At 70.6% G+C, this 21,177-nt stretch carries 21 protein-coding genes; 16 read left to right on the top strand and 5 right to left on the bottom strand.

Annotation, left to right across the window (positions count from 1 at the left end):
- Positions 1-162: 162 nt before the first annotated feature.
- The 8 genes from AB0D18_RS10775 (at position 163) to AB0D18_RS10810 (ending at position 6,704) form a co-directional block, all read left to right on the top strand.
- Positions 163-888 (top strand): metalloregulator ArsR/SmtB family transcription factor, encoded by a 726-nt coding sequence (locus tag AB0D18_RS10775; protein ID WP_362415164.1) that lies wholly within the window; start codon positions 163-165, stop codon positions 886-888.
- Positions 885-2,309, top strand: coding sequence for a Fe-S cluster assembly protein SufB (gene sufB / locus AB0D18_RS10780; RefSeq protein ID WP_362415166.1), 1,425 nt, complete (start codon positions 885-887; stop codon positions 2,307-2,309). The genes AB0D18_RS10775 and sufB overlap by 4 nt, the downstream gene beginning before the upstream one ends.
- A 61-nt stretch (positions 2,310-2,370) precedes the next feature.
- Positions 2,371-3,549: a Fe-S cluster assembly protein SufD gene (gene sufD / locus AB0D18_RS10785; protein WP_362415168.1), complete on the top strand. Its 1,179-nt coding sequence runs from the start codon at positions 2,371-2,373 to the stop codon at positions 3,547-3,549.
- The gene (locus AB0D18_RS10790) at positions 3,549-3,866 is read left to right on the top strand and encodes a non-heme iron oxygenase ferredoxin subunit (protein WP_266655245.1); all 318 of its coding nucleotides are present in this window, start codon (positions 3,549-3,551) and stop codon (positions 3,864-3,866) included. The genes sufD and AB0D18_RS10790 overlap by 1 nt, the downstream gene beginning before the upstream one ends.
- Before the next feature lie 7 nt (positions 3,867-3,873).
- Entirely contained in the window at positions 3,874-4,638 is a 765-nt protein-coding gene (sufC, locus tag AB0D18_RS10795; protein ID WP_362415170.1) for a Fe-S cluster assembly ATPase SufC, read from the top strand.
- Positions 4,635-5,891, top strand: a complete 1,257-nt coding sequence (locus tag AB0D18_RS10800; RefSeq protein ID WP_362415172.1) for a cysteine desulfurase — start codon at positions 4,635-4,637, stop codon at positions 5,889-5,891. Before sufC ends, AB0D18_RS10800 begins: the two co-directional genes overlap by 4 nt.
- Before the next feature lie 13 nt (positions 5,892-5,904).
- Positions 5,905-6,369 carry a Fe-S cluster assembly sulfur transfer protein SufU gene (sufU, locus tag AB0D18_RS10805; protein WP_362415174.1) on the top strand — a complete coding sequence of 155 codons (465 nt, stop codon included), beginning with the start codon at positions 5,905-5,907 and terminating at the stop codon, positions 6,367-6,369.
- The gene (locus tag AB0D18_RS10810; protein WP_362415176.1) at positions 6,366-6,704 is read left to right on the top strand and encodes a metal-sulfur cluster assembly factor; all 339 of its coding nucleotides are present in this window, start codon (positions 6,366-6,368) and stop codon (positions 6,702-6,704) included. Before sufU ends, AB0D18_RS10810 begins: the two co-directional genes overlap by 4 nt.
- Before the next feature lie 165 nt (positions 6,705-6,869).
- Here the strand turns inward: AB0D18_RS10810 and AB0D18_RS10815 are convergent, their stop codons facing one another.
- A complete protein-coding gene (locus tag AB0D18_RS10815; RefSeq protein ID WP_362415178.1) occupies positions 6,870-7,985 on the bottom strand; it encodes a hypothetical protein in 1,116 nt (371 codons plus the stop codon).
- 250 nt (positions 7,986-8,235) lie between these two features.
- On the opposite strand from AB0D18_RS10815, the gene AB0D18_RS10820 reads away from it, so the two are divergent.
- Entirely contained in the window at positions 8,236-9,567 is a 1,332-nt protein-coding gene (locus AB0D18_RS10820) for a DUF3616 domain-containing protein (protein ID WP_362415180.1), read from the top strand.
- On the opposite strand, the gene AB0D18_RS10825 is transcribed toward AB0D18_RS10820, so the two are convergent.
- A complete protein-coding gene (locus AB0D18_RS10825; protein ID WP_362415182.1) occupies positions 9,551-10,066 on the bottom strand; it encodes a MarR family transcriptional regulator in 516 nt (171 codons plus the stop codon). The two genes, AB0D18_RS10820 and AB0D18_RS10825, sit on opposite strands and share 17 nt — an antisense overlap.
- Positions 10,067-10,165: 99 nt before the next feature.
- Here AB0D18_RS10825 and AB0D18_RS10830 point away from each other — a divergent pair, with 99 nt between their 5' ends.
- From AB0D18_RS10830 to dapD, 3 genes are all read left to right on the top strand, one after another.
- Positions 10,166-10,636: an SgcJ/EcaC family oxidoreductase gene (locus AB0D18_RS10830; RefSeq protein ID WP_362415184.1), complete on the top strand. Its 471-nt coding sequence runs from the start codon at positions 10,166-10,168 to the stop codon at positions 10,634-10,636.
- 60 nt (positions 10,637-10,696) lie between these two features.
- Positions 10,697-11,017 carry a multidrug efflux SMR transporter gene (locus AB0D18_RS10835; RefSeq protein WP_362415186.1) on the top strand — a complete coding sequence of 107 codons (321 nt, stop codon included), beginning with the start codon at positions 10,697-10,699 and terminating at the stop codon, positions 11,015-11,017.
- Positions 11,018-11,255: 238 nt separating this feature from the next.
- On the top strand, positions 11,256-12,260 hold the full coding sequence (gene dapD, locus AB0D18_RS10840; RefSeq protein ID WP_362415188.1) for a 2,3,4,5-tetrahydropyridine-2,6-dicarboxylate N-succinyltransferase: 1,005 nt from the start codon (positions 11,256-11,258) through the stop codon (positions 12,258-12,260).
- Positions 12,261-12,321: 61 nt separating this feature from the next.
- Here the strand turns inward: dapD and dapA are convergent, their stop codons facing one another.
- Positions 12,322-13,221: a 4-hydroxy-tetrahydrodipicolinate synthase gene (dapA, locus tag AB0D18_RS10845; RefSeq protein WP_362415190.1), complete on the bottom strand. Its 900-nt coding sequence runs from the start codon at positions 13,219-13,221 to the stop codon at positions 12,322-12,324.
- Between the two features lie 151 nt (positions 13,222-13,372).
- Here dapA and AB0D18_RS10850 point away from each other — a divergent pair, with 151 nt between their 5' ends.
- The gene (locus tag AB0D18_RS10850; RefSeq protein WP_362415192.1) at positions 13,373-13,996 is read left to right on the top strand and encodes a DUF4232 domain-containing protein; all 624 of its coding nucleotides are present in this window, start codon (positions 13,373-13,375) and stop codon (positions 13,994-13,996) included.
- Between the two features lie 52 nt (positions 13,997-14,048).
- Here the strand turns inward: AB0D18_RS10850 and AB0D18_RS10855 are convergent, their stop codons facing one another.
- Positions 14,049-15,899: an endonuclease/exonuclease/phosphatase family protein gene (locus AB0D18_RS10855; protein WP_362415194.1), complete on the bottom strand. Its 1,851-nt coding sequence runs from the start codon at positions 15,897-15,899 to the stop codon at positions 14,049-14,051.
- Positions 15,900-16,116: 217 nt separating this feature from the next.
- Between AB0D18_RS10855 and AB0D18_RS10860 the strand changes: the two genes are divergently transcribed.
- The 3 genes from AB0D18_RS10860 (at position 16,117) to AB0D18_RS10870 (ending at position 20,624) form a co-directional block, all read left to right on the top strand.
- The gene (locus AB0D18_RS10860; RefSeq protein ID WP_362415196.1) at positions 16,117-17,604 is read left to right on the top strand and encodes a hypothetical protein; all 1,488 of its coding nucleotides are present in this window, start codon (positions 16,117-16,119) and stop codon (positions 17,602-17,604) included.
- A gap of 909 nt (positions 17,605-18,513) precedes the next feature.
- Complete coding sequence (locus AB0D18_RS10865) at positions 18,514-19,422, top strand: methyltransferase domain-containing protein (RefSeq protein ID WP_362415198.1); 909 nt, start codon at positions 18,514-18,516, stop codon at positions 19,420-19,422.
- Positions 19,419-20,624: a terpene synthase family protein gene (locus tag AB0D18_RS10870; RefSeq protein ID WP_362415200.1), complete on the top strand. Its 1,206-nt coding sequence runs from the start codon at positions 19,419-19,421 to the stop codon at positions 20,622-20,624. The genes AB0D18_RS10865 and AB0D18_RS10870 overlap by 4 nt, the downstream gene beginning before the upstream one ends.
- Before the next feature lie 75 nt (positions 20,625-20,699).
- Here AB0D18_RS10870 and AB0D18_RS10875 read toward each other — a convergent pair whose 3' ends face one another.
- On the bottom strand, positions 20,700-21,158 hold the full coding sequence (locus tag AB0D18_RS10875) for a hypothetical protein (RefSeq protein WP_362415202.1): 459 nt from the start codon (positions 21,156-21,158) through the stop codon (positions 20,700-20,702).
- Positions 21,159-21,177: the final 19 nt, after the last annotated feature.

A 21,177-nucleotide genomic window follows, 5' to 3' on the forward strand; every position in this document is an offset into this window, starting at 1 on the left:
GGGGAGGGGGGTGCTGGTGGCGCGGGTGCGCGCAGGGGGCACGAGGGAGCGGGCGGTGATCATTTCCGCAGGTCAACTTAGGTTTGCCTAAGTGATGCAGTCCACCGGCCCCGCTCAAGATCAGGGTTGTCAGGGTCAGAGGAATTACGCAACAATGGCGTTGTGAAATACGACGGCGAGGTCCCGCAGGAGGATGTCGCGACCGGCGAGCGGTCCACCCGCAACCGTGTCGCGCGCTCCATCCTGGACCACGGCCCGTCCACGGTCGCCGATCTGGCGAAGCGCCTCGGCCTCACGCAGGCCGCCGTGCGCCGCCACCTCGACGCGCTCGCCGCGGACGATGTGGTCGAGGCCAAGGAGCAGCGCGTCTACGGCGCTCGTACGCGGGGCCGGCCCGCCAAGGTCTTCTCGCTCACCGACTGCGGCCGGGACGCCTTCGACCAGTCCTACGACCAGCTCGCGGCCGACGCCCTCACCTGGATCTCCCGGGCGGCCGGCGGCGGCAAGCAGGGCGAGGCGGCCGTCACCGCATTCGCCCGCGCCCGGATCGCCGCGCAGGCCGAGGCGTACCGCGCGGCCGTCGACGCGGCGCCCCCCGAGCAGCGCACCGAGGCTCTGGCAAGGGCTTTGAGCGTCGACGGGTACGCTGCTACGGCGCGTAGCGCACCGGTCGGAGAGCAGCTGTGCCAGCACCACTGCCCTGTCGCCCACGTCGCCGAACAGTTCCCACAGCTCTGCGAGGCGGAGACCGAGGTCTTCTCCGCACTGCTCGGGACACACGTCCAGCGGCTGGCCACCATCGCCCACGGCGACGGGGTCTGCACGACGTACATCCCCAAGACCAGTCATTCAGCATCAGCAAGCACGGCCGGGAGGAACCCCGCATGACTCTCCCTATCGAGGAGACTGCCCACCCCGAACTCGAGGGCCTGGGTACGTACGAATTCGGCTGGGCCGACTCCGACGCGGCAGGCGCCGCGGCCAAGCGAGGCCTGTCCGAGGCTGTCGTCCGCGACATCTCGGAGAAGAAGAACGAGCCCGAGTGGATGCTGAAGCTGCGTCTCAAGGGTCTGAAGCTGTTCGGCAAGAAGCCCATGCCGAACTGGGGCTCGGACCTGTCGGGGATCGACTTCGACAACATCAAGTACTTCGTGCGCTCCACGGAGAAGCAGGCACAGTCCTGGGAGGACCTGCCCGCCGACATCAAGAACACGTACGACAAGCTCGGCATCCCCGAGGCGGAGAAGCAGCGCCTCGTCGCGGGCGTCGCGGCCCAGTACGAGTCCGAGGTCGTCTACCACCAGATCAACGAGGAGCTGGAGGCGCAGGGTGTCATCTTCATGGACACCGACACCGCGCTGAAGGAGCACCCGGAGCTCTTCCAGGAGTACTTCGGCACGGTCATCCCGGTCGGCGACAACAAGTTCGCGTCGCTGAACTCGGCCGTGTGGTCCGGCGGCTCGTTCATCTACGTGCCGAAGGGCGTGCACGTCGAGATCCCGCTCCAGGCCTACTTCCGTATCAACACGGAGAACATGGGCCAGTTCGAGCGGACGCTGATCATCGTCGACGAGGACGCCTACGTCCACTACGTCGAGGGCTGCACCGCTCCGATCTACTCCTCGGACTCGCTGCACAGCGCCGTCGTCGAGATCATCGTGAAGAAGGGCGGCCGCTGCCGCTACACGACGATCCAGAACTGGTCGAACAACGTCTACAACCTGGTCACCAAGCGCGCCGTGGCGTACGAGGGCGCGACCATGGAGTGGGTCGACGGCAACATCGGCTCCAAGGTCACGATGAAGTACCCGGCCGTCTACCTGATGGGCGAGCACGCCAAGGGCGAGACGCTGTCCATCGCCTTCGCGGGTGAGGGCCAGCACCAGGACGCCGGATCCAAGATGGTCCACATGGCGCCGAACACCTCGTCGAACATCATCTCCAAGTCGGTGGCACGAGGCGGCGGGCGTACGTCGTACCGCGGTCTGGTCGAGATCGGCGAGGGCGCGCACGGCTCGAAGTCCAACGTGCTCTGCGACGCGCTGCTGGTCGACACGATCTCCCGCTCGGACACGTACCCGTACGTGGACGTCCGTGAGGACGACGTGTCGATGGGTCACGAGGCGACCGTCTCCAAGGTCTCCGAGGACCAGCTCTTCTACCTGATGAGCCGCGGCATGACCGAGTTCGAGGCGATGGCGATGATCGTGCGCGGCTTCGTCGAGCCGATCGCCAAGGAGCTCCCGATGGAGTACGCCCTGGAGCTCAACCGGCTGATCGAGCTGCAGATGGAGGGTTCGGTCGGCTGACCGTCCCCCTCCTTCCGCACGCCCAGATTTCTTGATCCAGAGAGAGAGCGCTACGACAGCCATGGCTGAGGCTCAGAACATCCCGGTGGGTTCCACCACCGCCGGTTCCATCGCGGTGGCCGCGGAGTCCACCGTCGCCACGCGCATGAGCGCGCCGCCGTCCTTCGACGTGGCGGACTTCCCGGTGCCGCACGGCCGCGAGGAGGAGTGGCGGTTCACCCCGCTCGCCCGCCTCCGCGGTCTGCACGACGGCACCGCCGAAGCCGGCGGCGTGCTGACCGTCCGGGTCGACGCCCCCGAGGGCGTCACCGTCGAGACGGTCGACCGCGGCGACGCCCGCCTCGGCAGGGCCGGCACCCCGGTGGACCGGGTGGCCGCCCAGGCGTACAGCTCCTTCGAGAAGGCCTCGGTCGTCTCGGTGCCCAAGGACACGCAGCTCACCGAGCCGATCCGCATCGCGGTGCACGGCGAGGGCGGCACCGCCTACGGCCACCAGGTCATCGAGCTCGGCGCGTTCGCCGAGGCCGTCGTGGTCATCGACCACACCGGTGACGGCGTCCTCGCCGCCAACGTCGACTACCTGCTCGGCGACGGCGCGAAGCTGACCGTCGTGTCCGTACAGGACTGGGACGACAAGGCCGTCCACGTGGCGCAGCACAACGCGCTCGTCGGCCGCGACGCCTCCTTCAAGTCCGTCGTCGTCACCTTCGGAGGCGACCTGGTCCGCCTGCACCCGCGCGTCGCGTACGCCGGGACCGGCGGCGAGGCCGAGCTGTTCGGCCTGTACTTCACGGACGCGGGCCAGCACCAGGAGCACCGCCTCCTGGTCGACCACAACACCCCGCACTGCAAGTCCAACGTGGCGTACAAGGGTGCGCTGCAGGGCCAGGACGCGCACGCGGTGTGGATCGGCGACGTGCTCATCCAGGCCGCCGCCGAGGGCACCGACTCGTACGAGATGAACCGCAACCTGGTGCTGACCGACGGCGCGCGCGTCGACTCGGTCCCCAACCTGGAGATCGAGACCGGCGAGATCGCCGGAGCGGGCCACGCCTCGGCGACCGGCCGCTTCGACGACGAGCAGCTCTTCTACCTCCAGGCGCGCGGCATCCCCGCCGACGAGGCCCGCCGCCTGGTCGTGCGCGGCTTCTTCGCCGAGCTGGTCCAGCACATCGGCGTCGACGACGTCGAAGAGCGTCTGATCGCGAAGATCGATGCGGAGCTGGAGGCGTCCGTCTGATGGCGTTCGTGAAGGTGGCCGCACTCAGCGAGCTGGAGGCCGACACCCCGAAGCGGGTGGAGGTCGACGGCACGCCGGTGTCGCTCGTCCACACCGAGGGCGAAGTCTTCGCGATCAACGACATCTGCTCGCACGCGAACGTCTCGCTGTCGGAGGGCGAGGTGGAGGACTGTGCCATTGAATGCTGGTTGCACGGTTCCAGCTTCGACCTCCGCACCGGCAAGCCGTCCGGTCTTCCCGCGACGCGCCCCGTCCCCGTTTACCCCGTAAAGATCGAAGGGGACGATGTGCTCGTCTCCGTCACCCAGGAGTCCTGAGTACCCCATGGCAACGCTTGAAATCCGCGACCTGCACGTCTCCGTCGATGTCGAGAACGGCACGAAGGAGATCCTCAAGGGCGTCGACCTGACCGTGAAGCAGGGCGAGACCCACGCCATCATGGGCCCCAACGGCTCCGGCAAGTCCACCCTCGCGTACTCGATCGCGGGTCACCCCAAGTACACGATCACCAGCGGCACCGTCACCCTCGACGGCGAGGACGTCCTGGAGATGTCCGTCGACGAGCGCGCCCGCGCCGGCATGTTCCTGGCCATGCAGTACCCGGTCGAGGTCCCCGGCGTCTCGGTGTCCAACTTCCTGCGTACGTCGGCCACCGCCCTGCGCGGCGAGGCCCCCAAGCTGCGCACCTGGGTGAAGGAGGTCAAGTCCGCGATGGAGCAGCTCCAGATGGACCCGACCTTCGCCGAGCGCAACGTCAACGAGGGCTTCTCCGGCGGCGAGAAGAAGCGTCACGAGATCCTCCAGATGGAGCTCATGAAGCCGAAGATCGCCATCCTCGACGAGACCGACTCGGGCCTCGACGTCGACGCGCTCCGCCAGGTCTCCGACGGCGTCAACCGCGTCCGCGAGACCGGTGAGGTCGGCACGCTGCTGATCACGCACTACACGCGCATCCTGCGCTACATCAAGCCGGACTTCGTGCACGTCTTCTCGGCGGGCAAGATCGTCGAGTCCGGTGGCCCCGAGCTGGCCGACCAGCTTGAGGCCGAGGGCTACGAGAAGTACACGAAGGGTGGCGCAGCCGCGTGACAAACCTGCCGGGCCTCCTCGACACGGACGCGATCCGCAAGGACTTCCCCCTGCTGGACCGCATCGTCCACGGGGACAAGAAGATCGTTTACCTGGACTCCGCGGCGACCTCGCAGAAGCCGCGCCAGGTGCTCGACGCGCTCAACGAGTACTACGAGCGGCACAACGCGAACGTGCACCGCGGTGTGTACACGGTCGCCGAGGAGGCCACGGCGCTGTACGAGGGCGCCCGCGACAAGGTCGCCGCCTTCATCAACGCGCCGAGCCGCAACGAGGTGATCTTCACCAAGAACGCCTCCGAGTCGCTCAACCTCGTGGCCAACATGCTCACCTGGGCCGACGAGCCCTACCGGGTGGACCGCGACACCGAGATCGTCATCACGGAGATGGAGCACCACTCCAACATCGTGCCGTGGCAGCTGCTCTCGCAGCGCACGGGCGCGAAGCTGAAGTGGTTCGGCCTCACCGACGACGGCCGCCTCGACCTGTCCAACATCGACGAGATCATCACCGAGAAGACGAAGATCGTCTCCTTCACGCTGGTCTCCAACCTGCTGGGCACCGTCAACCCGGTCGAGACGATCGTCCGGCGCGCCCAGGAGGTCGGTGCGATGGTCTGCATCGACGCCTCGCAGGCCGCGCCGCACATGGTGCTCGACGTCCAGGCCCTGCAGGCCGACTTCGTGGCCTTCACCGGTCACAAGATGGTCGGCCCGACGGGCATCGGCGTGCTGTGGGGACGGCAGGAGCTTCTCGAAGACCTGCCGCCGTTCCTCGGCGGCGGCGAGATGATCGAGACCGTGTCGATGCACTCCTCGACGTACGCTCCGGCGCCGCACAAGTTCGAGGCGGGTACGCCCCCGATCGCGCAGGCCGTCGGCCTCGGCGCGGCCGTGGACTACCTCTCGGCGATCGGCATGGAGAACATCGCGCGCCACGAGCACGCGATCACCGAGTACGCGGTCAAGCGCCTGCTCGAAGTGCCGGACCTGCGGATCATCGGTCCGGCGACGGCCGAGGACCGCGGTGCGGCGATCTCCTTCACGCTCGGCGACATCCACCCGCACGACGTGGGCCAGGTCCTCGACGAGGAGGGCATCGCGGTGCGGGTCGGACACCACTGCGCGCGTCCGGTCTGCCTGCGGTACGGAATTCCCGCGACCACGCGAGCGTCGTTCTATCTGTACTCCACGCCCGGCGAGGTCGATGCCCTGGTCGACGGCCTGGAGCACGTACGGAACTTCTTCGGGTAGGGCGGGGAACACTGTGAAGCTTGATTCGATGTACCAGGAAGTCATCCTGGACCACTACAAGCACCCGCACGGGCGTGGCCTGCGCGACGGCGACGCCGAGGTGCACCATGTCAATCCCACCTGCGGCGACGAGATCACGCTGCGGGTGAAGTACGACGGCGAGCGCATCGAGGACGTGAGTTACGAGGGCCAGGGCTGTTCCATCAGCCAGGCCAGCGCCTCCGTGCTCAACGACCTCCTGGTCGGCAAGGACCTCGCTGACGCGCGGAAGATCCAGGAGACGTTCCTGGAGCTGATGCAGTCCAAGGGCGCCGTGCAGCCGGACGAGGCGATGGAGGACATCCTGGAGGACGCGGTCGCGTTCGCCGGGGTGTCGAAGTTCCCGGCCCGGGTGAAGTGCGCCCTGCTGAGCTGGATGGCATGGAAGGACGCGACCGCCCAGGCACTGGGCGAGAGCGCGAAGAAGGAGACGGCATGAGTGACAACGAGACCCTGACCACCAAGCCGGCCTCCGAAGAAGAGGTCCGCGAAGCCCTGTACGACGTGGTCGACCCCGAGCTGGGCATCGACGTCGTCAACCTGGGCCTCATCTACGGCGTGCACGTCGACGACGCGAACATCGCGACGATCGACATGACGCTCACGTCCGCGGCCTGCCCGCTGACCGACGTCATCGAGGACCAGGCCAAGTCGGCCACCGAGGGCATCGTCAACGAGCTCAAGATCAACTGGGTCTGGATGCCGCCGTGGGGCCCGGACAAGATCACGGACGACGGCCGCGAGCAGCTTCGCGCGCTCGGCTTCAACGTCTGAGTTCCGCGTCGACGTCTGAGTGCGCGTCGACGTCTGAGTGCGCGTCGACGTCTGAGTATCCGCGTCGACGTCTGAGTTCTGCGTGACGTACGTACTACGGCTGTGCCCCCGGTGCCTTTCCAGGCGCCCGGGGGCACAGCCGTTTCTCGCTGCTGCCGCTGATTCTCAGTACTGCCGCTGCGGCGGTATGTGCGAGGCCTCGGCCAGTGCCTCGGCCAGGTTCTCGCGGCGGATGCGCTGGTCCACGTACAGCAGGCCCGTGGTGAGCTGGGGGAAGAAGGCCACCACGATCTGCGAGACGAAGCTGCCCAGCATGGTGATCAGCAGGTACGTGCCCGCGGACGTCAGCGCCTGGAGGGCTGCGGCCTCGTTGCTGCCGGTGTAGCCGATGCTGGGGACCATCGAGAACATCCCGAGGAAGCTGAACGGGATCTGGATGAGCGAGCTCGCCACCATCGCCATGGCCATCACCAGCAGCGTGATGCCGAGGATCCGCCACCACGAGCCCTTCACCAGCCGGGCCGAGCGGCGCAGCGCCTGCACCGGGCCCGCCGACTCGAAGACGGCGACGGTCGGGGCCAGGGAGAACAGCACCCACAGCCAGATCGTGACCGGGACGAGCAGCAGACCGCCCCCGATGCCGACCGCGGCCAGCACGCCGGCCGCTTCGCCGCCGCCCTGTTCCACCAGCGCGATCATCAGGGCCACGTAACCGGTCATCAGCAGCCCCATCACCAGGAGCCCGGCCAGCCAGGGCAGCAGCAGCGCACCGAGCACCGCAGGGAGCCTGCGGACGGCGCGGCTCCACACCGCGCCGAAGGTGGTCGGCCGGCCGAGCACCGCCTCCTGGAGGGCGGCGGGGGAGGCCGCCTGGGTCAGCGCCGTGGCGAGCAGCAGAGAGAGCATGCCGACGGCCGCCGCCGCGCCGAAGGTCCAGCCGATGGTGATGAGCGGGTCGGGGAGGCGGCTTTCGTCGCTCGCGCGCAGGGCGCTCTCGATCGCCCGGAACTCGCCGGTGAGCCGGGAGATCGCGAGGGCCACGGCGCCGCAGGTGACCAGGAGCGCCGCACCGTACGCCAGCGCGGCGATGCCGACGAGCTGCTTCCAGTGGCGGCCGAACGCCGCGAAGGTGCCGTTCAGGATGTCGCTGACGCCGAGCGGGCGCAGCGGTATCACCCCGGGCTTCGGTGCCTCCGGAGGCGGCGCCCAGCCGCCGCCCCAGCCGGGGCCCGGCGGGCCGGGCGGGGGGCTTCCGTAGGGGCCGCCCGAGTAGTGCGTCACTGCGTGCTCCGTGGGGTTCGTGGACGGGGAGGGGGACGGCGGCCCACCGTATCGGGGTTCGTACGATCTGCGGAATGGTGGACGGACGCGGGCCGTTGGCCGGGGAGGGTGCGTTTGTGGGGGCGCTCTGCCGCGGCTCTTCGCCCGGGACCCGGAGCCTTCTCGGTACGGGAACTGCGGCAGCCGTGTCGTTCATGGCCGGTTCGTCCTAGGTTGTGGCCCAACAGCCGCACCGCTGAAGGGCGTTGTCATGACACCTCAGTCCGCTGCCCCGGTCGTCTCCCTCTCCGCAAGTCATCTCTCCGGCGCCGTCGGCGGCGTCGCCGACCCGACCGTCCAGGTCCTTCTCTCGCAGGCGGGGGCGGACCCCGCAGACCTGTCCGTGGTCGCGGTGGCCTCCTCCGACACCCGGATCGCGGGCGCGGGCGACGTCACCGTGCGAGGGCGCGGGGCCGAGCGGGAGGTGTCCGTACAGGCGCGGGGGCGGGGCATCTGCGACCTGACGCTGCGCGTCACCGGGCTCGGCGGCGCCACGGCCACGACCGTCCTGCACTACGCCGCCTCGGGCCCCGTCCAGCACGCCGCCGACACCCGCTACTTCACCGGGGCGAGCGACGCGTCGGCCGCCCTCGACGTGGGCGGCGGCCACCTCGTACTCGCCGACGACGAGTCCAACACGCTGCGGCTGTACGCGCGGGGAGCCTCCGGCGGACCGCTGCGCACCTGGGACTTCGGGGCGCGGCTCGGCGCGCGCAAGGAGATCGACATCGAGGGCGTGGCCCGCGCCGGGGACACCGACGCCGTCTACTGGCTGGGCTCCATGTCGAACAGCAAGGACGGGGAGCTCCGCCCGGACCGGTCGGTGCTCTTCCGTACGGTGGTACGGGGTGCGGGTGCGGCCGTCGAGCTGGTGCCGGCGGGCTCGTACCGCAGGCTGCGCTCCGACCTGATCGCCTGGGACGAGTCGCGCGGCGGCGAGCTCGGGTTCGCGGCCGGGGCCGCCGAGGGGCGGGGGCCGAAGCGGATCGACGGATTCAATGCGGAGGGCTTCGAGTTCGCGCCGGGCAGTACGAGCGTGGCGTACATCGGGTTCCGGGCGCCGCTGGTGCCCGCGAAGACGGGCGGCGAGGCGCTGCTCGTACCGGTGATGAACGTGGACGAGCTGATGGCGGAGACGGCGGCGCAGGGTGAACAGGGCGGCGGGCGGGCCGAGTTCGGGGAGCCGGTGCTGCTCGACCTGGACGGTCTTGGCATCCGCGACCTGCGCCGGAACTCCTTGGGCCAGTACCTGATCGTCGCCGGTTCCTGGGCCGCCGACGACAACTCGGGTCCGTACGCGCTCTACGCCTGGGACGGTGCGGCGGGACACGGGGCGGCCCGGCTGATGGACCTGCCGACCGGCGACCCGGGCGGCTGGGAGTGCGTCGTGGACGTCCCCGATCTCCAAGTGCCGGGCGCGCGCGTGCAGTTGATAGCCGACTGTGGGTCCGCGGACTGGTACGGGACCGGGGTGGCGGCCAAGGACCTGCGGCAGCCGGAGTGGAAGAAGGCACGGGCGGTGACGTTCACCGTGACCGAGTAGCCTCCCGGGTCTCCGCGGCGGCCTTGTGCAGGGCGGGGGCCGCCAGGGCGAAGTAGCGCTGGAGGACGCGGAGTTCGTCGGGGTCGAAGGCGCCGAGGACCTCGGCCAGTCCGCGGCGCACCGGGCCGAGGGCGTCCTCCTGCTCCTGCGCGGTCATCGGCACCGCCTCGACCACGACCCTGCGCCGGTCGGCCGGGTCGGGGACGCGGTGGGCCCAGTCGTTGCGGACCAGGCGGTCGACGAGGCGGGTCGTCGCGCTCTGCGAGAGGCCGATGCGGGTGGCGAGTGCGCCGGTGGTGAGGGGGCCGGACAGTTCCAGGACGTTGAGGGCGTGGAAGTCGGTGGGGTTCTGGCCGAGGGCGTCGGCGGCGGCCTGGCCGCTGAGGGTCGTGGCGGTGAAGTAGGCGCGGTAGGCGGCGCCCCGGTCGTGGGTGTCTTGGGCGTCTTGGGTGTCGCGCGGGTCGCGCGGGTCGTGCGGGTCGTGCGGTGAGTCGGACATGGTCTCTGTTTCCTCCGGTCGGCCTCTTGTCCAGTACTTGCATGCGTGCATATATTGCAGACGTGCAAGCAATGCTAGTCCACGCCTGAGGGAGAAGCCATGACCATTCAGCAGGAGGCCGCGGTGACCGCCGCCGAGAACGCCGTCCGTGCGCACTTCGAGAAGAACCGGCTCGCCTGGGCAGACACCGCCGCATACGGCGCGACCTTCACCGAGGACGCCGACTACGTCACCTTCTTCGGCGGCCGGATGCGCGGACGCCACGGCATCGAGGAGGGCCACCGAGGGCTGTTCGAGGGCGTGTTGAAGGGGTCGCGGCTGTGGGCGGCCGTCGACGACGTGGTGCTCGTGGCACCGGACACGGCCCTCGTGCACTCGCGCGGCGGCGTCCTCAAGGGGAAGCAGCGGAAGCCCTCGGCACGTGCGCTCTCCGCGCAGACGTACGTGATGGTGCGCGGCGGCGACGGCGAGTGGCTGATCCGGTCCTTCCAGAACACCCGCTACCGGCCGCGCGTCGAGGCGCTCAGCAACTGGCTGGCCGCGAAGTTCGGTCCCGGCCGGGACGCGTGAGGGATCCGTCGCCGCCTCGGCGTGCGGGGGTCGTGCGGGGGCGTGCGTACGCTCGTGGGCATGCCCTACGTTCTGCTGGCCGCGGCGATCGCGGCGGAGGTGGCCGGGACCACGGCCATGAAGTACAGCGACGGCTTCAGCAGGCTGTGGCCCTCGCTCGCCACCGTCGTCGGCTACCTGGTCGCCTTCGGGCTGCTGGCCCGGACGCTGAAGTCGATGTCGGTGGGTACCGCCTACGCGATCTGGGCGGGGGTCGGCACGGCTGCCGTCGCCGTCATCGGGATGGTCTTCCTCGGCGAGTCGACGAGCGCGGTCAAGCTGGCGGGGATCGTGCTGGTCATCGGGGGAGTGGTGCTGCTCAATCTCGGCGGGGCGCACTGATCCCGGCGGGGCAGCGGTCTCGGCGGGGCGGCGATCTTGGCGGGGCGGCGTTCCCGGCGGGGCGGCGATCTTGGCTGCGGGAGGTGCGTGCGGTTCTCGGTGCCGAAGCCGTGCGTACGGTTCGCGAGCGGCAGGGCTGTTCGTACGGTTCGCGCGGCAGGGCCGTTCGTACGGTTCGGGCGCCCGCAGGACGAGACCGGTTCGCCCGGGTGGGCCGCCGCCGGTTAGGTTTCCTGTCATGACCGATACGACTGCTTCTCGCACCACCGGCGCCGTCGCCGCCGGACTTGCCACCCTCGCCGCCGACGGCACCGTCCTCGACACCTGGTTCCCCGCCCCCGAGCTTCTCGCCCCGGAAGAAATCGATGCAGCGGGTCCCGCCGGCACCGAGCGCCTCTCCGCCGAGCGCGCCGCCGGACTCCTCGGGGCCAGTGCCCCCAAGGCGCTCGGCCCCGACGCCCGCCGCGGCGTCGAGGTCGTCGCCGTCCGTACGGTCATCGCCTCGCTCGACGACAAGCCGCTCGACGCCCACGACGCGTACCTGCGTCTGCACCTGCTCTCGCACCGTCTCGTCCAGCCGCACGGCCAGAACCTGGACGGCCTCTTCGGGCTCCTCGCCAACGTCGCCTGGACCTCGCTCGGCCCGGTCGCCGTGGACTCGGTCGAAGAGGTGCGGCTCAACGCACGCGCCGAGGGCCTGCACCTCCAGGTGACCTCGGTCGACAAGTTCCCGCGCATGACGGACTACGTCGCGCCCAAGGGCGTCCGCATTGCCGACGCCGACCGGGTCCGCCTCGGCGCACACCTGGCCGCCGGTACGACCGTCATGCACGAGGGCTTCGTCAACTTCAACGCCGGCACGCTCGGCACCTCCATGGTGGAGGGCCGCATCTCGGCCGGTGTCGTCGTCGGTGACGGCTCGGACATCGGCGGCGGGGCCTCGACCATGGGCACCCTGTCCGGCGGCGGCAACGTCCGCATCGTCATCGGCGAGCGCTGCCTGGTCGGCGCGGAGGCCGGCGTCGGCATCGCGCTCGGCGACGAGTGCGTCGTCGAGGCGGGTCTCTACGTCACCGCCGGTACGCGCGTCACGATGCCCGACGGGCAGATCGTGAAGGCCCGCGAGCTGTCCGGCGCCTCGAACATCCTCTTCCGCCGCAACTCGGTGTCCGGCGCCGTCGAGGCCCGCCCGAACAACGCGGTGTGGGGCGGCCTCAACGACGTGCTGCACAGCCACAACTAGGGAGTCGCGGGGCCGTGCCGGTGGCTCTCCGTAAAGGCACCGAAGGCAGCGAAGCCCCCGGTCAGTCCTGACGCACCAGCTCTCCGTACGCCGCCAGCAGCCCGTCGACCACCTCGGTGGCGGCGGGCTGCAGCGGTTCCCGGACCGGCCCAGCGGGCAGGCCGAGCGCACCGAGCAGCGCCTTCGCGGTGACCGTGCCGGGCAGACCGGCCGCCATCATCAGCTCGACGAGGGTCAGGGTGCGCTGGTGGTGGGCGGTCGCCGCCGCCACGTCGCCCCGGTCGAACGCGTCGAGGGCGGCCCGCATGGCCTGCGGGGCGGCGTTCGCGACCGTACTGACGAAGCCGGTGGCGCCGACCGCACGCAGCGGCAGGTTCGTCTCCTCGCTGCCCGAGTAGTACGCGAGATCGCTGCGGGCGATCACCTTGGCGCTGCCGAGCAGGTCGTACGCACAGTCCTTGACCGCGGTGATACGGGGGTGCTCCGAGAGCCGCAGCATGGTGTCGGGCTCGATGCGGACCCCGGTGCGGCCCGGGATGTCGTACAGCATGACGGGAATGCCGACCGCGTCCGCGACTCGGTAGAAGTGCGCCTCGATCGCGGCCTGCGGCGGCCTGCTGTAGTACGGGGACACCACCAACAGGCCGTCGGCGCCCGCGAGTTCGGCGGCCCTGGCCAGCTCCACGGTGTGCGCGGTGTGCGCGCTGCCGACACCGGCGAGGACCGGAACACCGGGGCCGACCGCCTCGCGCACCTCCCGTACGAGCGCGGACTTCTCGGCGTCGGTGGTGGTCGGGGACTCGCCGGTGGTGCCGTTCAGCACGAGGCCGTCGCAGCCGGAGGAGACCAGGTGGTCGGCGAGCTTCTGGGCGCCGGACAGGTCGAGGGAGTCGCCGGTGGGCGAGAAGGGCGTGATCATCGCGCAGAGGGCGCGGCCGAACGGAGCGGCGGCAGAGGTCATGTGCGCAGTCTCGGGCGCACGGACCGTGCAGGTCCACTTAGAACTTCTCCGCTCGAAAGGGAAGCAGAGGTAAAGGGTGGCGGGTGGTCTGGCATGATCCCCGGCAGGGGAGGCGCGGGAACGGTCCGCGCGGGGTGAGGGGAACAGCGGCGTGGGTGTACGTACGAGTACGAAGGGGGCTGCGGCCGTGCTGTTCGGGGCGCTGACCCTGACCGGCTGCGACGGCTTCCTGGTTCCGGCGGGTGAGGGAGAGCCGCGAGCGGCGCAGAGCAGTGCGGCGCCTTCCCCGACGCCTTCCCCGACGTCGGCGCGGCTCGCCCCCGACCGCCCCGCGCCCGCGCCGGGCGGCGGTGCCACATACAGTCCGCCCGCGCCGCAGGACTGCCCCGCGGGCGTGCGGGTGGACATGGGGCCGGTCCAGGCCGCCCTGATGCACCGGCTGGCGACCCTCACCCTCACCAACTGCGGCAAGACGCCCTACAAGCTCTCCGGCCGCCCCTCGGTCAAGGCGTACGCCTCCGACGGCACGGCCCTCGACATCGAGGTGAACGTCCGGGAGGAGGGCAAGAAGGAGGACGCCGTGGTGATGCTGCCGCCCGGCGGTGTCGCGTACTCCCGGCTCGACTGGATGCCCTACGACGGGGTGGAGAAGGCCCAGGCGCTGGAGATCGCGGCCGGACCCGGTCACGATGTGCGCAGCTTCCCGCTGGCCGAGGACGTAAGGATGGTCGACGCCTTCGACGTCACCCCCTGGGCGCTGACCCGGCCCCGGTGACGGGGCGGCGCCGGGCGCATGAAGCTCCCAAGGCCACCCCGCCGCACCCCGCCTACGGGCGGAAGCGCAGCACCTGCGGGTCGTGGTCGCTGTTCTGGTCCGCGAACTCCGCGTTGATGTGCACGCTGTCGTACGCGAAGTCGCGGATCGACGGGCTGGTCAGGATCTGGTCCAGGACCTGGGTGTTGCCCTGGAAGACGTACGAGTAACGCTCCGCGCGGGGAAGGGACTTGACGCCCGCGTTCAGCGCGCCGTCCGCCGTCAGGGCCTTCGTCGTCGCCGAGAACTCGAAGTCGTTGATGTCGCCGAGGACCAGGACGTTCGCCCGCCGGTCCGCCTTCAGGACGTCCTTCACGAAGGCGTTGACCGTCTGCGCCTGCTGGAGACGGCGGGCTTCGGACGAGCGGACCGGCGGCTGGTGGTGCGAGGTCAGGGCCTCGTCGCCGCCCTTCGAACCGAAGTGGTTGGCGATGAGGACGACCGGCTCGCCGCGGAAGCGGAACTCGGCCGCGAGGGGCTTGCGGCTGTTCTCCCAGGCCGTGTTGGCGGGATCGATCCGGCCGGGGGAGAGGGTGAGGGCCGCGTGGCCCTTGTCGCGTACGACACCGGTGGCGGTCGTCGCGTCGCCGCCCGCGCGGTGGGTGAAGGAGACGCGGGCCGGGTTGTAGAGGAAGACCTGGCGGATGTTGCCGCCGGGCTCGCCGCCGTCCTTGTTGTTCTCCGGGTCGATCGTCGTCCAGGAGTACGCCGGGCCGCCCGCCGCAGCGATCGCGTCCGTGAACTTCTTCACCGTCGCCCCTGCGGAGACCGTGCCGTCGTTCTTCGCGCCGTTGTCGTCCTGGATCTCCTCCAGGGCGAGGATGTCGGGCGAGGCCAGGTTGTCGACGACCGCCTTGGCGAGGGCGTCGAACTTCTCCTGCGGGTCGGTCGGGTCGAGGTTCTCGACGTTGTACGTGGCGACCGCCAGCTCGCCGCGGCCCTGCTTGCGGGTCTGCTCGCGCTTGAGGCCGCGGTCGGTGACCTTGCCGAGGGTGCGGGCGGTCAGCGTGTAACCGCCGAACTGGTTGAAGTCGAGCGGGCCCTCGGCGCCGCCGGTCAGCACGTCGCCGACGTTCGCCTTCGGGAACGGCTGCTGGGCGAGCGGGGCCAGCTGCTGGATCTGGATGCGGCCGGTGTTCTGGGAGCCGTAGCTGCCGTAGACCGTGCCGCCGCGCCGGTTGTCGTTCTCGTGCGGCTTGACCGTCACCCACAGCTCGGCGTGCGCGTCGGTCGCGCCGACCACCCGGGAGGTGCCGACGCGGACGTTGGTGCCCTCCAGGGACTCGTAGTAGTCGAGGGCGTAGCGGCGGGGGTCCAGGACGAGGCCGTTGATGCTGCCGGCGGCGGCCGGGTCGCCCGCCGGGGCGTAACGGGAGGGCACCGTGCGGGCCGAGACGACGACCGGGGCGGGTATCGCGTTGCCGGAGGAGAGGACCGTCACCGTCGGCTTGGAGAGCTGGGTGAGGGACTGGTTGCCGGAGTTCAGGCCGCCGGGGACGTACTCGGTGACCGTGCCGGAGACCTTGACGGCGTCACCGGGCGCGACGGTCGGGTTCGAGCCGGTGAAGACGAAAACGCCCTCGCTGGTGGCCGGGTTGCCGTCGCCCTGCGCGTCCTGGAACCAGAAGCCCTTCGAGCCGTACGTACGGACACCGGTGACGATGCCCTCCACGTCCGCGACCTGCTTGCCCGCGAGCGGGGAGACGCGGGTGGTGCCCTGGACGTCGTGGATGCGGACCGGGCCGTCCGCGGCGGCGTCGGCTGCGGTGGCCGACGCGGCGCCGGCGAGGAGGCCGGCCGCGAGGGCGGTGGTGAGGAGGGTGGCGACCGCGGTGGTTCTCGGGACGGAACGGCGGGACGTCATCAAAGGACTCCGGAGGTGAGGTCTGCACGTAGACGAATGAGTTCTACGCGCGTCAATCTCCGGTGTGCGTGCAGGTGTTGTCAAGGTTCGGCGGGTGAGCGGCCGGTGCATGAAACCTGACGAGTACGTGAACCCCATGGGATCGGTGCAAATGCGTCTACGCTGGGGTCCGCTCAACCGATGTGCCCCCAGAATGTGCCCCGAGGAGAACCCCCAGATGTCCGAAGACCGTCCCACCCTGCCGCCGGTGCGGCTGCACTCGGACACGGAGCTGGCGCGGGACGCGCTGGCCGCGCCGCTGTTCGCTCGGGCCGTCAAGCTCGCCCGCTGGGCCTCGCCGACCACCCGGGTCGGCGCGGGCGGCGAGCTCGTCGAGGAGCAACTGCCGCTCGCGGCAGCGGTGTTGGGCCTGGTCCCGGCGGACGGGGTCGGGGACGCGGCGGACGCGGAGGATGCGGCGGCGTACGCGAGCGAGGCGTGGCGCATCGCGGTCGACACCGGGCTGGTCGACGTGAGTGACCCGGAAGACCCCGAGGCAGAGGGTGCCCACGGCACGGCCGCACCAGGCGAGGCGCTCGGGGTGCTCTCCGGGGGCAGCCCGCAGGAGGTGCTCGGGCTGTGGCTGGAGGCGTTCGAGGCGGCTTTCGCGGACGCGACCGCGCCCGTGCTCGACGATCTCGGCGCGCTCCTCGGCGACGACGGCGAGCTCGACTTCGGGGCGCTGGACTGGGACTCGCAGCAGGAGGCGGACTTCCTGGAGGGCGTACTCGGCAATCTGTACCTGCTGAGCGTCGCCGAAGGCGGCCCCGGCGACGGCATGGTGCCGCTGCCCGCACTGGCCGCTTCGATGATCGTCCCCGACGACATGGGCGAGCCGACGGACGACGTACTGGAGCAGGTGTCGGACGCGATGATGCGGCTCGACGACCAGTTCAGGGTGCTGGAGCCGGTCGGTCTGGTGGAGTACACGCCGGTGGACGAGGCGCTGATGGTGGAGGAGCCGGCGGCCGGTGCGGGCGCCGAGGAGTGGGACGAGGGGGACGTCTCCCGGTACGGGATGGTGCGGCTGACCCCGCTCGGGCTGTACGGCGTACGGACCAGGATGCTGGAGGCCGGTGTCGACGCCCCTGCGGTCGGCGACCTCGCGGACAAGGGAGCGGACGTCCTGCTCGACGGCATCGCGTACTTCCCCGAACTGGCGGGCCGCGCGGAAACCGAACAGTGGCTCGCCCGCCACGAACCGGCCGACGCCGCAAGGGAGTTGCTCGCGGCAGCCCGGGGCACGGACCCGGGCGCACCGCTGCGCCGGCTCCGCTGCCAGCAGGGGCTTTCGCTGGTGGGCGACACGGCTGAGCCGTCGGTGCGAGCCGTCCTGGACGACCCCGAACTGGGCGGCCTGGCCCGGGTGTGGCTCGCCGAACGGGGCGCGGCCGAGGTGCCGGCGCCGCCGGAGGAGATGGTGTTCTGGCTGGCCGTCGACACGATCGCCGCACAGCTGGACGCGGCGGGGGAGACGCCGGAGCTGCAGGAACTGGTGGTGGGTCTGGTGGGGCAGCACACGGGGTTCCTCGACTCGGCATGGCGGGTCGAACACCCGGCTACGGCGGGGGTGTTGGAGGCGATGGGACGGCTGCACCCGGAGAAGAAGGTGGCCAAGGAGGCCAAAAAGGCGGCATTCAAGGCACGGTCGAGGGCGGGGGGCTGAGGGGCGGGAGCTTGGGGCTCGGCACCTTCAGCCTGGTCGGGCAGGCATCTTCAGCCCGGTCCAGCCACTTCAGCCCGTCCGGCGTTTGAGGACGCGCGGCGCAGCCGTGCACCGGGCGCAGCCCGGGACGCCCGCCCCCACCGGCCCCGCGGCGAGCGGTTTAGGTGGAGGGGTGGGGAGGGGCCGAATCCGCTAAGCGGCCCACCGGGCCGCACGGGGGTGCGGGGGTGCGGGGGCGTAGCGGGTGCGGTCGCGGAGGGGGCGTGCTCTGCGTGGGGGCCGCCCCCTTGCCCACCCGTCCCGCCCCCGGGGGGCGGCCCCGCTGCCCAAGGAGGCTAGGGGACGGAGGGTGGAGGGTGAGGGGTGGCCCCGCTGCCCAAGGGGGCTGGGGGTCGGAGGGTGGAGGGGCGGGGTGGCCCCGCTGCCCGAGAGGGCTGGGGGGGGGTCGGGGAAGTGTGCGGGCGGCTCGTTGTACCGCTGTTTCCGGACACCGGGTTTTCTCCTCAGAGGGTGGAGCCCGGTTCCGTTTGTGCGTGCGAGCAGGGAAAATGCCAGGGGCATGTGGCTCGCTGCGGAGTTTTCGCAGGCTGGAGCAATCAGCGCACAGGGGGCGCACGGTGGCCGGTTCGCGCCCCCTTCAGATGGGTATCGGATGGGTGCCGCAGGGTGTGGCGTACCTCCTAGGGCTGTGCGCCGGCCGAGAGGCAGTGTCCGATGATGACGATGGCTTCGGCTCACAGCCCCCCGCCGCAGGCCCGGTGACGGTTGTCTCCCCCCTGCCCGGCGGCCGAGCCCCGGCAGGATGCGACCTGCCCGCGCCCCTGCGCACCTTGCTCTTCTCCTCGTACGTGAGGGTCCGCGCGATCCCGCGTACCGGTGTTGCTCACGGACCTTGAGAGGGACCTCCCTATGACGACCACCACTACGGAACTCGCGGCTCCCTCCGGCTTCGACGCGGAACAGGTGCCGCTCTACTACTCCCGCAAAACGACCGACATCCTGCACAAATACGGCCCCGGCCCCCGCGCGCACTTCCACATAGGCATGTTCGGCAGCGGGGAACACCCCCAGACCACGGTCGCCCAGCGCGTCCTCAAGCAGCGCATCCGCGACTCGCAGGAGGCCGTCCTGGCGCACGCGGCCACGTTGTGGGGCGTCGCGGGAGCGCCGCCGCTGACCATGCTCGACGTCGGGTGCGGGCTGGGCGGCGGCTCGCTGTACTGGGCGCAGGAGCACGGTGCGCGGGTCACCGCCCTGACGGTGACCGGCGAACACATACCGGTGATAAACGACTTCGTGCGCCAAGCAGGCGCACAGCAGCAAGTGACCGCGGTCCACGGCGATGTGCACGCCTGGGAGGAGGAGGGGGTCTACGACGCGGCGGTCGCGATCGAGAGCTCCGGTTACATGGACCGGGAGCGGCTGTTCTCCGTGGTGGCCCGAGCGTTACGCCCCGGTGGCTGGTTCGGCATCCAGGAGCACTTCCTGTGCCGGCCCGAGTGGACCGACTTCATCGACGGCTACTACAAGACCCGGCTCGGCTGTCTGACCGAGTACATCTCGGCGGCCCGCGCGGCCGGGTTCGAGCTGGAGGCCGACGAGGACATCACCGACCGGGTGGCGGAGTTCTGGGTGCAGTCGATGGCCTGGACGACCGCGGAGCTGGACGGCCTGGACCAGGGGCGCAGTTCGCCGATCGCCCGCAAACGGCTGGTCGAGTCGGCGCTCACGCACGGCAAGTTCTTCCGGGTGTGGCGCGACCACGCCCTGGAGACACGGCTGTTGATCTTCCGGCTGGGCGACGGGAAGCTCGGATGAGCGAGACGGTGAGGGAGGCGGTGAACGGGGCGGCGAGCGAGACGGTGAGCCGAGCGCCGGGCGGGGCGGCGAGCGGGACGGTGAGCGGGACGGCGGGCGGGTTCCGCGCCCCGAGTTCCGCGCTGGGGGACCGGCTGCCGGCCTTCTACTGCCCGGTCGAGGACGCCGGAGTGCACCCCGCCGCCGAGGCCCTGGGCGAACGCGCGCTGGCCTGGGCCGACCGGTACGGCCTCTACCCGGACGCCACCGAACGGGCCTGGGCGCGGGCCATCCACAACCCCGACTTCGTCGGACGGGCCATTCCGTACGGCGACGAGGAAACGCTCCTGCTCTTCATGGAGTGGAACTACTGGGCCTGGGCCGTGGACGACTGGCAGGACTCCGGCACCGCCGTCGGACGCACCGCGGTCGTCGTCGACCACGGCCAGCGGGTGCTCCGCGCACTGGAGGCGCCCGGCTCCGCGATGCTGCCCCCGGGTGCGCTCTCCGCCGCGCTGGACGACCTGGTGGCCCGCACCCGTGCACGGTTCACCCCCGCCCAGCTGTGGCGGCTGTGTGCCGGGACCCGCGACTGGCTGTCCGGGGTGGCCTGGCAGACCGCGAACACCGAGCGCGGCCGCATGCCGTCGCTCAACGACTTCGTGGCCGTACGGGTCTCGGTGAACGGCACCCGCTTCTCGCTCGCCTTCAGCGAGGCGGCCAACGGGATACGGCTGCCGCCCGACCTCCATTTCTCGCCCGCGGTACAGGCGCTGACCGACGCCGCCGGGTTCATCGTCGGCTGCGACAACGACCTCTTCTCGTACGCCATGGACGACCACCTGGACCCGCCCGCGCAGAACCTGGTCAACGTCCTCGCCCACCAGGAGGGCTGCTCGGCGGCGGACGCACTGCCTGCCGCCGTCGCGCTGCGGGACCGGGCCATGACGTACTTCGTGACGCTGCGCGAGAGGCTCGCCGCCCGTGCCACCGACCCCGAACTCCCGCTCCTCCTGGACGCGTTGAGCCACTACGTGTCCGGCTGCATCCGCTGGATGAGCAAGGCTCCCCGTTACGCCAGCCCCCGCAACCGGTATCCGCTGCCGGTCGACGGGGCGTCGTACGGGATCACCGTCACCGACCGCCCGGCCGCCGTGGGCGACGGCGTACGGGTCCCGGAGGTGCCCGCGCTGGACTGGTGGTGGGCGCAGCTGGAGAACTGAGCGCGGGCGCCCGCGCGACGGACGGGCCCGGGGCGATCTCCCGGGCCCGTCCGCGTGTTCAGTGCCGCGCCGGGGTCAACTCTTGTACAGGGTTGTGTGGTTGAACGACGAGGACGACCCGTCGAAGCCGTACGTGCCCCGGTAGGACGGCGGGTTCTGGTACTGGCCGACGATCGTGATCGTGTTCGCACACGACCCCTGGCCCGCCCGCTTCGCGTCCAGCCGCAGCTGGTTGCCGATCGAGCCGCCCGTGATGTCCCACGGGGCCCCGCAGATACCGGCCGTGATGCGCCCGCCGGTGATCACGAACGGCGACGTGTTCGGGTTGAAGCGGATCTCCATCTCGAACGTGGTCGCCCCATTGTTGAGCTGGAGCTTCGCGGTCACCGCGACGGCTTCCGCGGACACGTCCTGGAGTGCGGAGAACGCCTCGTCGCGGGTCTTGACCTCCGCGCCCTGCGCGTTGAGGTAGTGGTGTTCCGTACGGCGCTGCTTGTCCTGGGACGCCGACGACTTGCGTGACTGGGTGGTCATGGTGGACCTTCCTTCCGCC

The sequence above is a fragment of the Streptomyces sp. NPDC048442 genome (genome assembly GCF_040651475.1).
Taxonomy (GTDB): Bacteria; Actinomycetota; Actinomycetes; order Streptomycetales; family Streptomycetaceae; genus Streptomyces.

Bases quoted from the DNA above. Each gene is read 5' to 3' on its own strand.
- dapA (WP_362415190.1), bottom strand. From the start codon at position 13,221: ATGACCTCTGCCGCCGCTCCGTTCGGCCGCGCCCTCTGCGCGATGATC.
- AB0D18_RS10830 (WP_362415184.1), top strand. From the start codon at position 10,166: ATGACCATTCAGCAGGAGGCCGCGGTGACCGCCGCCGAGAACGCCGTC.
- sufD (WP_362415168.1), top strand. From the start codon at position 2,371: ATGGCTGAGGCTCAGAACATCCCGGTGGGTTCCACCACCGCCGGTTCC.
- AB0D18_RS10820 (WP_362415180.1), top strand. From the start codon at position 8,236: ATGACACCTCAGTCCGCTGCCCCGGTCGTCTCCCTCTCCGCAAGTCAT.
- AB0D18_RS10870 (WP_362415200.1), top strand. From the start codon at position 19,419: ATGAGCGAGACGGTGAGGGAGGCGGTGAACGGGGCGGCGAGCGAGACG.
- AB0D18_RS10825 (WP_362415182.1), bottom strand. From the start codon at position 10,066: ATGTCCGACTCACCGCACGACCCGCACGACCCGCGCGACCCGCGCGAC.
- dapD (WP_362415188.1), top strand. From the start codon at position 11,256: ATGACCGATACGACTGCTTCTCGCACCACCGGCGCCGTCGCCGCCGGA.
- AB0D18_RS10835 (WP_362415186.1), top strand. From the start codon at position 10,697: ATGCCCTACGTTCTGCTGGCCGCGGCGATCGCGGCGGAGGTGGCCGGG.
- sufB (WP_362415166.1), top strand. From the start codon at position 885: ATGACTCTCCCTATCGAGGAGACTGCCCACCCCGAACTCGAGGGCCTG.
- sufC (WP_362415170.1), top strand. From the start codon at position 3,874: ATGGCAACGCTTGAAATCCGCGACCTGCACGTCTCCGTCGATGTCGAG.
- AB0D18_RS10855 (WP_362415194.1), bottom strand. From the start codon at position 15,899: ATGACGTCCCGCCGTTCCGTCCCGAGAACCACCGCGGTCGCCACCCTC.
- AB0D18_RS10810 (WP_362415176.1), top strand. From the start codon at position 6,366: ATGAGTGACAACGAGACCCTGACCACCAAGCCGGCCTCCGAAGAAGAG.
- AB0D18_RS10875 (WP_362415202.1), bottom strand. From the start codon at position 21,158: ATGACCACCCAGTCACGCAAGTCGTCGGCGTCCCAGGACAAGCAGCGC.
- AB0D18_RS10860 (WP_362415196.1), top strand. From the start codon at position 16,117: ATGTCCGAAGACCGTCCCACCCTGCCGCCGGTGCGGCTGCACTCGGAC.
- AB0D18_RS10865 (WP_362415198.1), top strand. From the start codon at position 18,514: ATGACGACCACCACTACGGAACTCGCGGCTCCCTCCGGCTTCGACGCG.
- AB0D18_RS10790 (WP_266655245.1), top strand. From the start codon at position 3,549: ATGGCGTTCGTGAAGGTGGCCGCACTCAGCGAGCTGGAGGCCGACACC.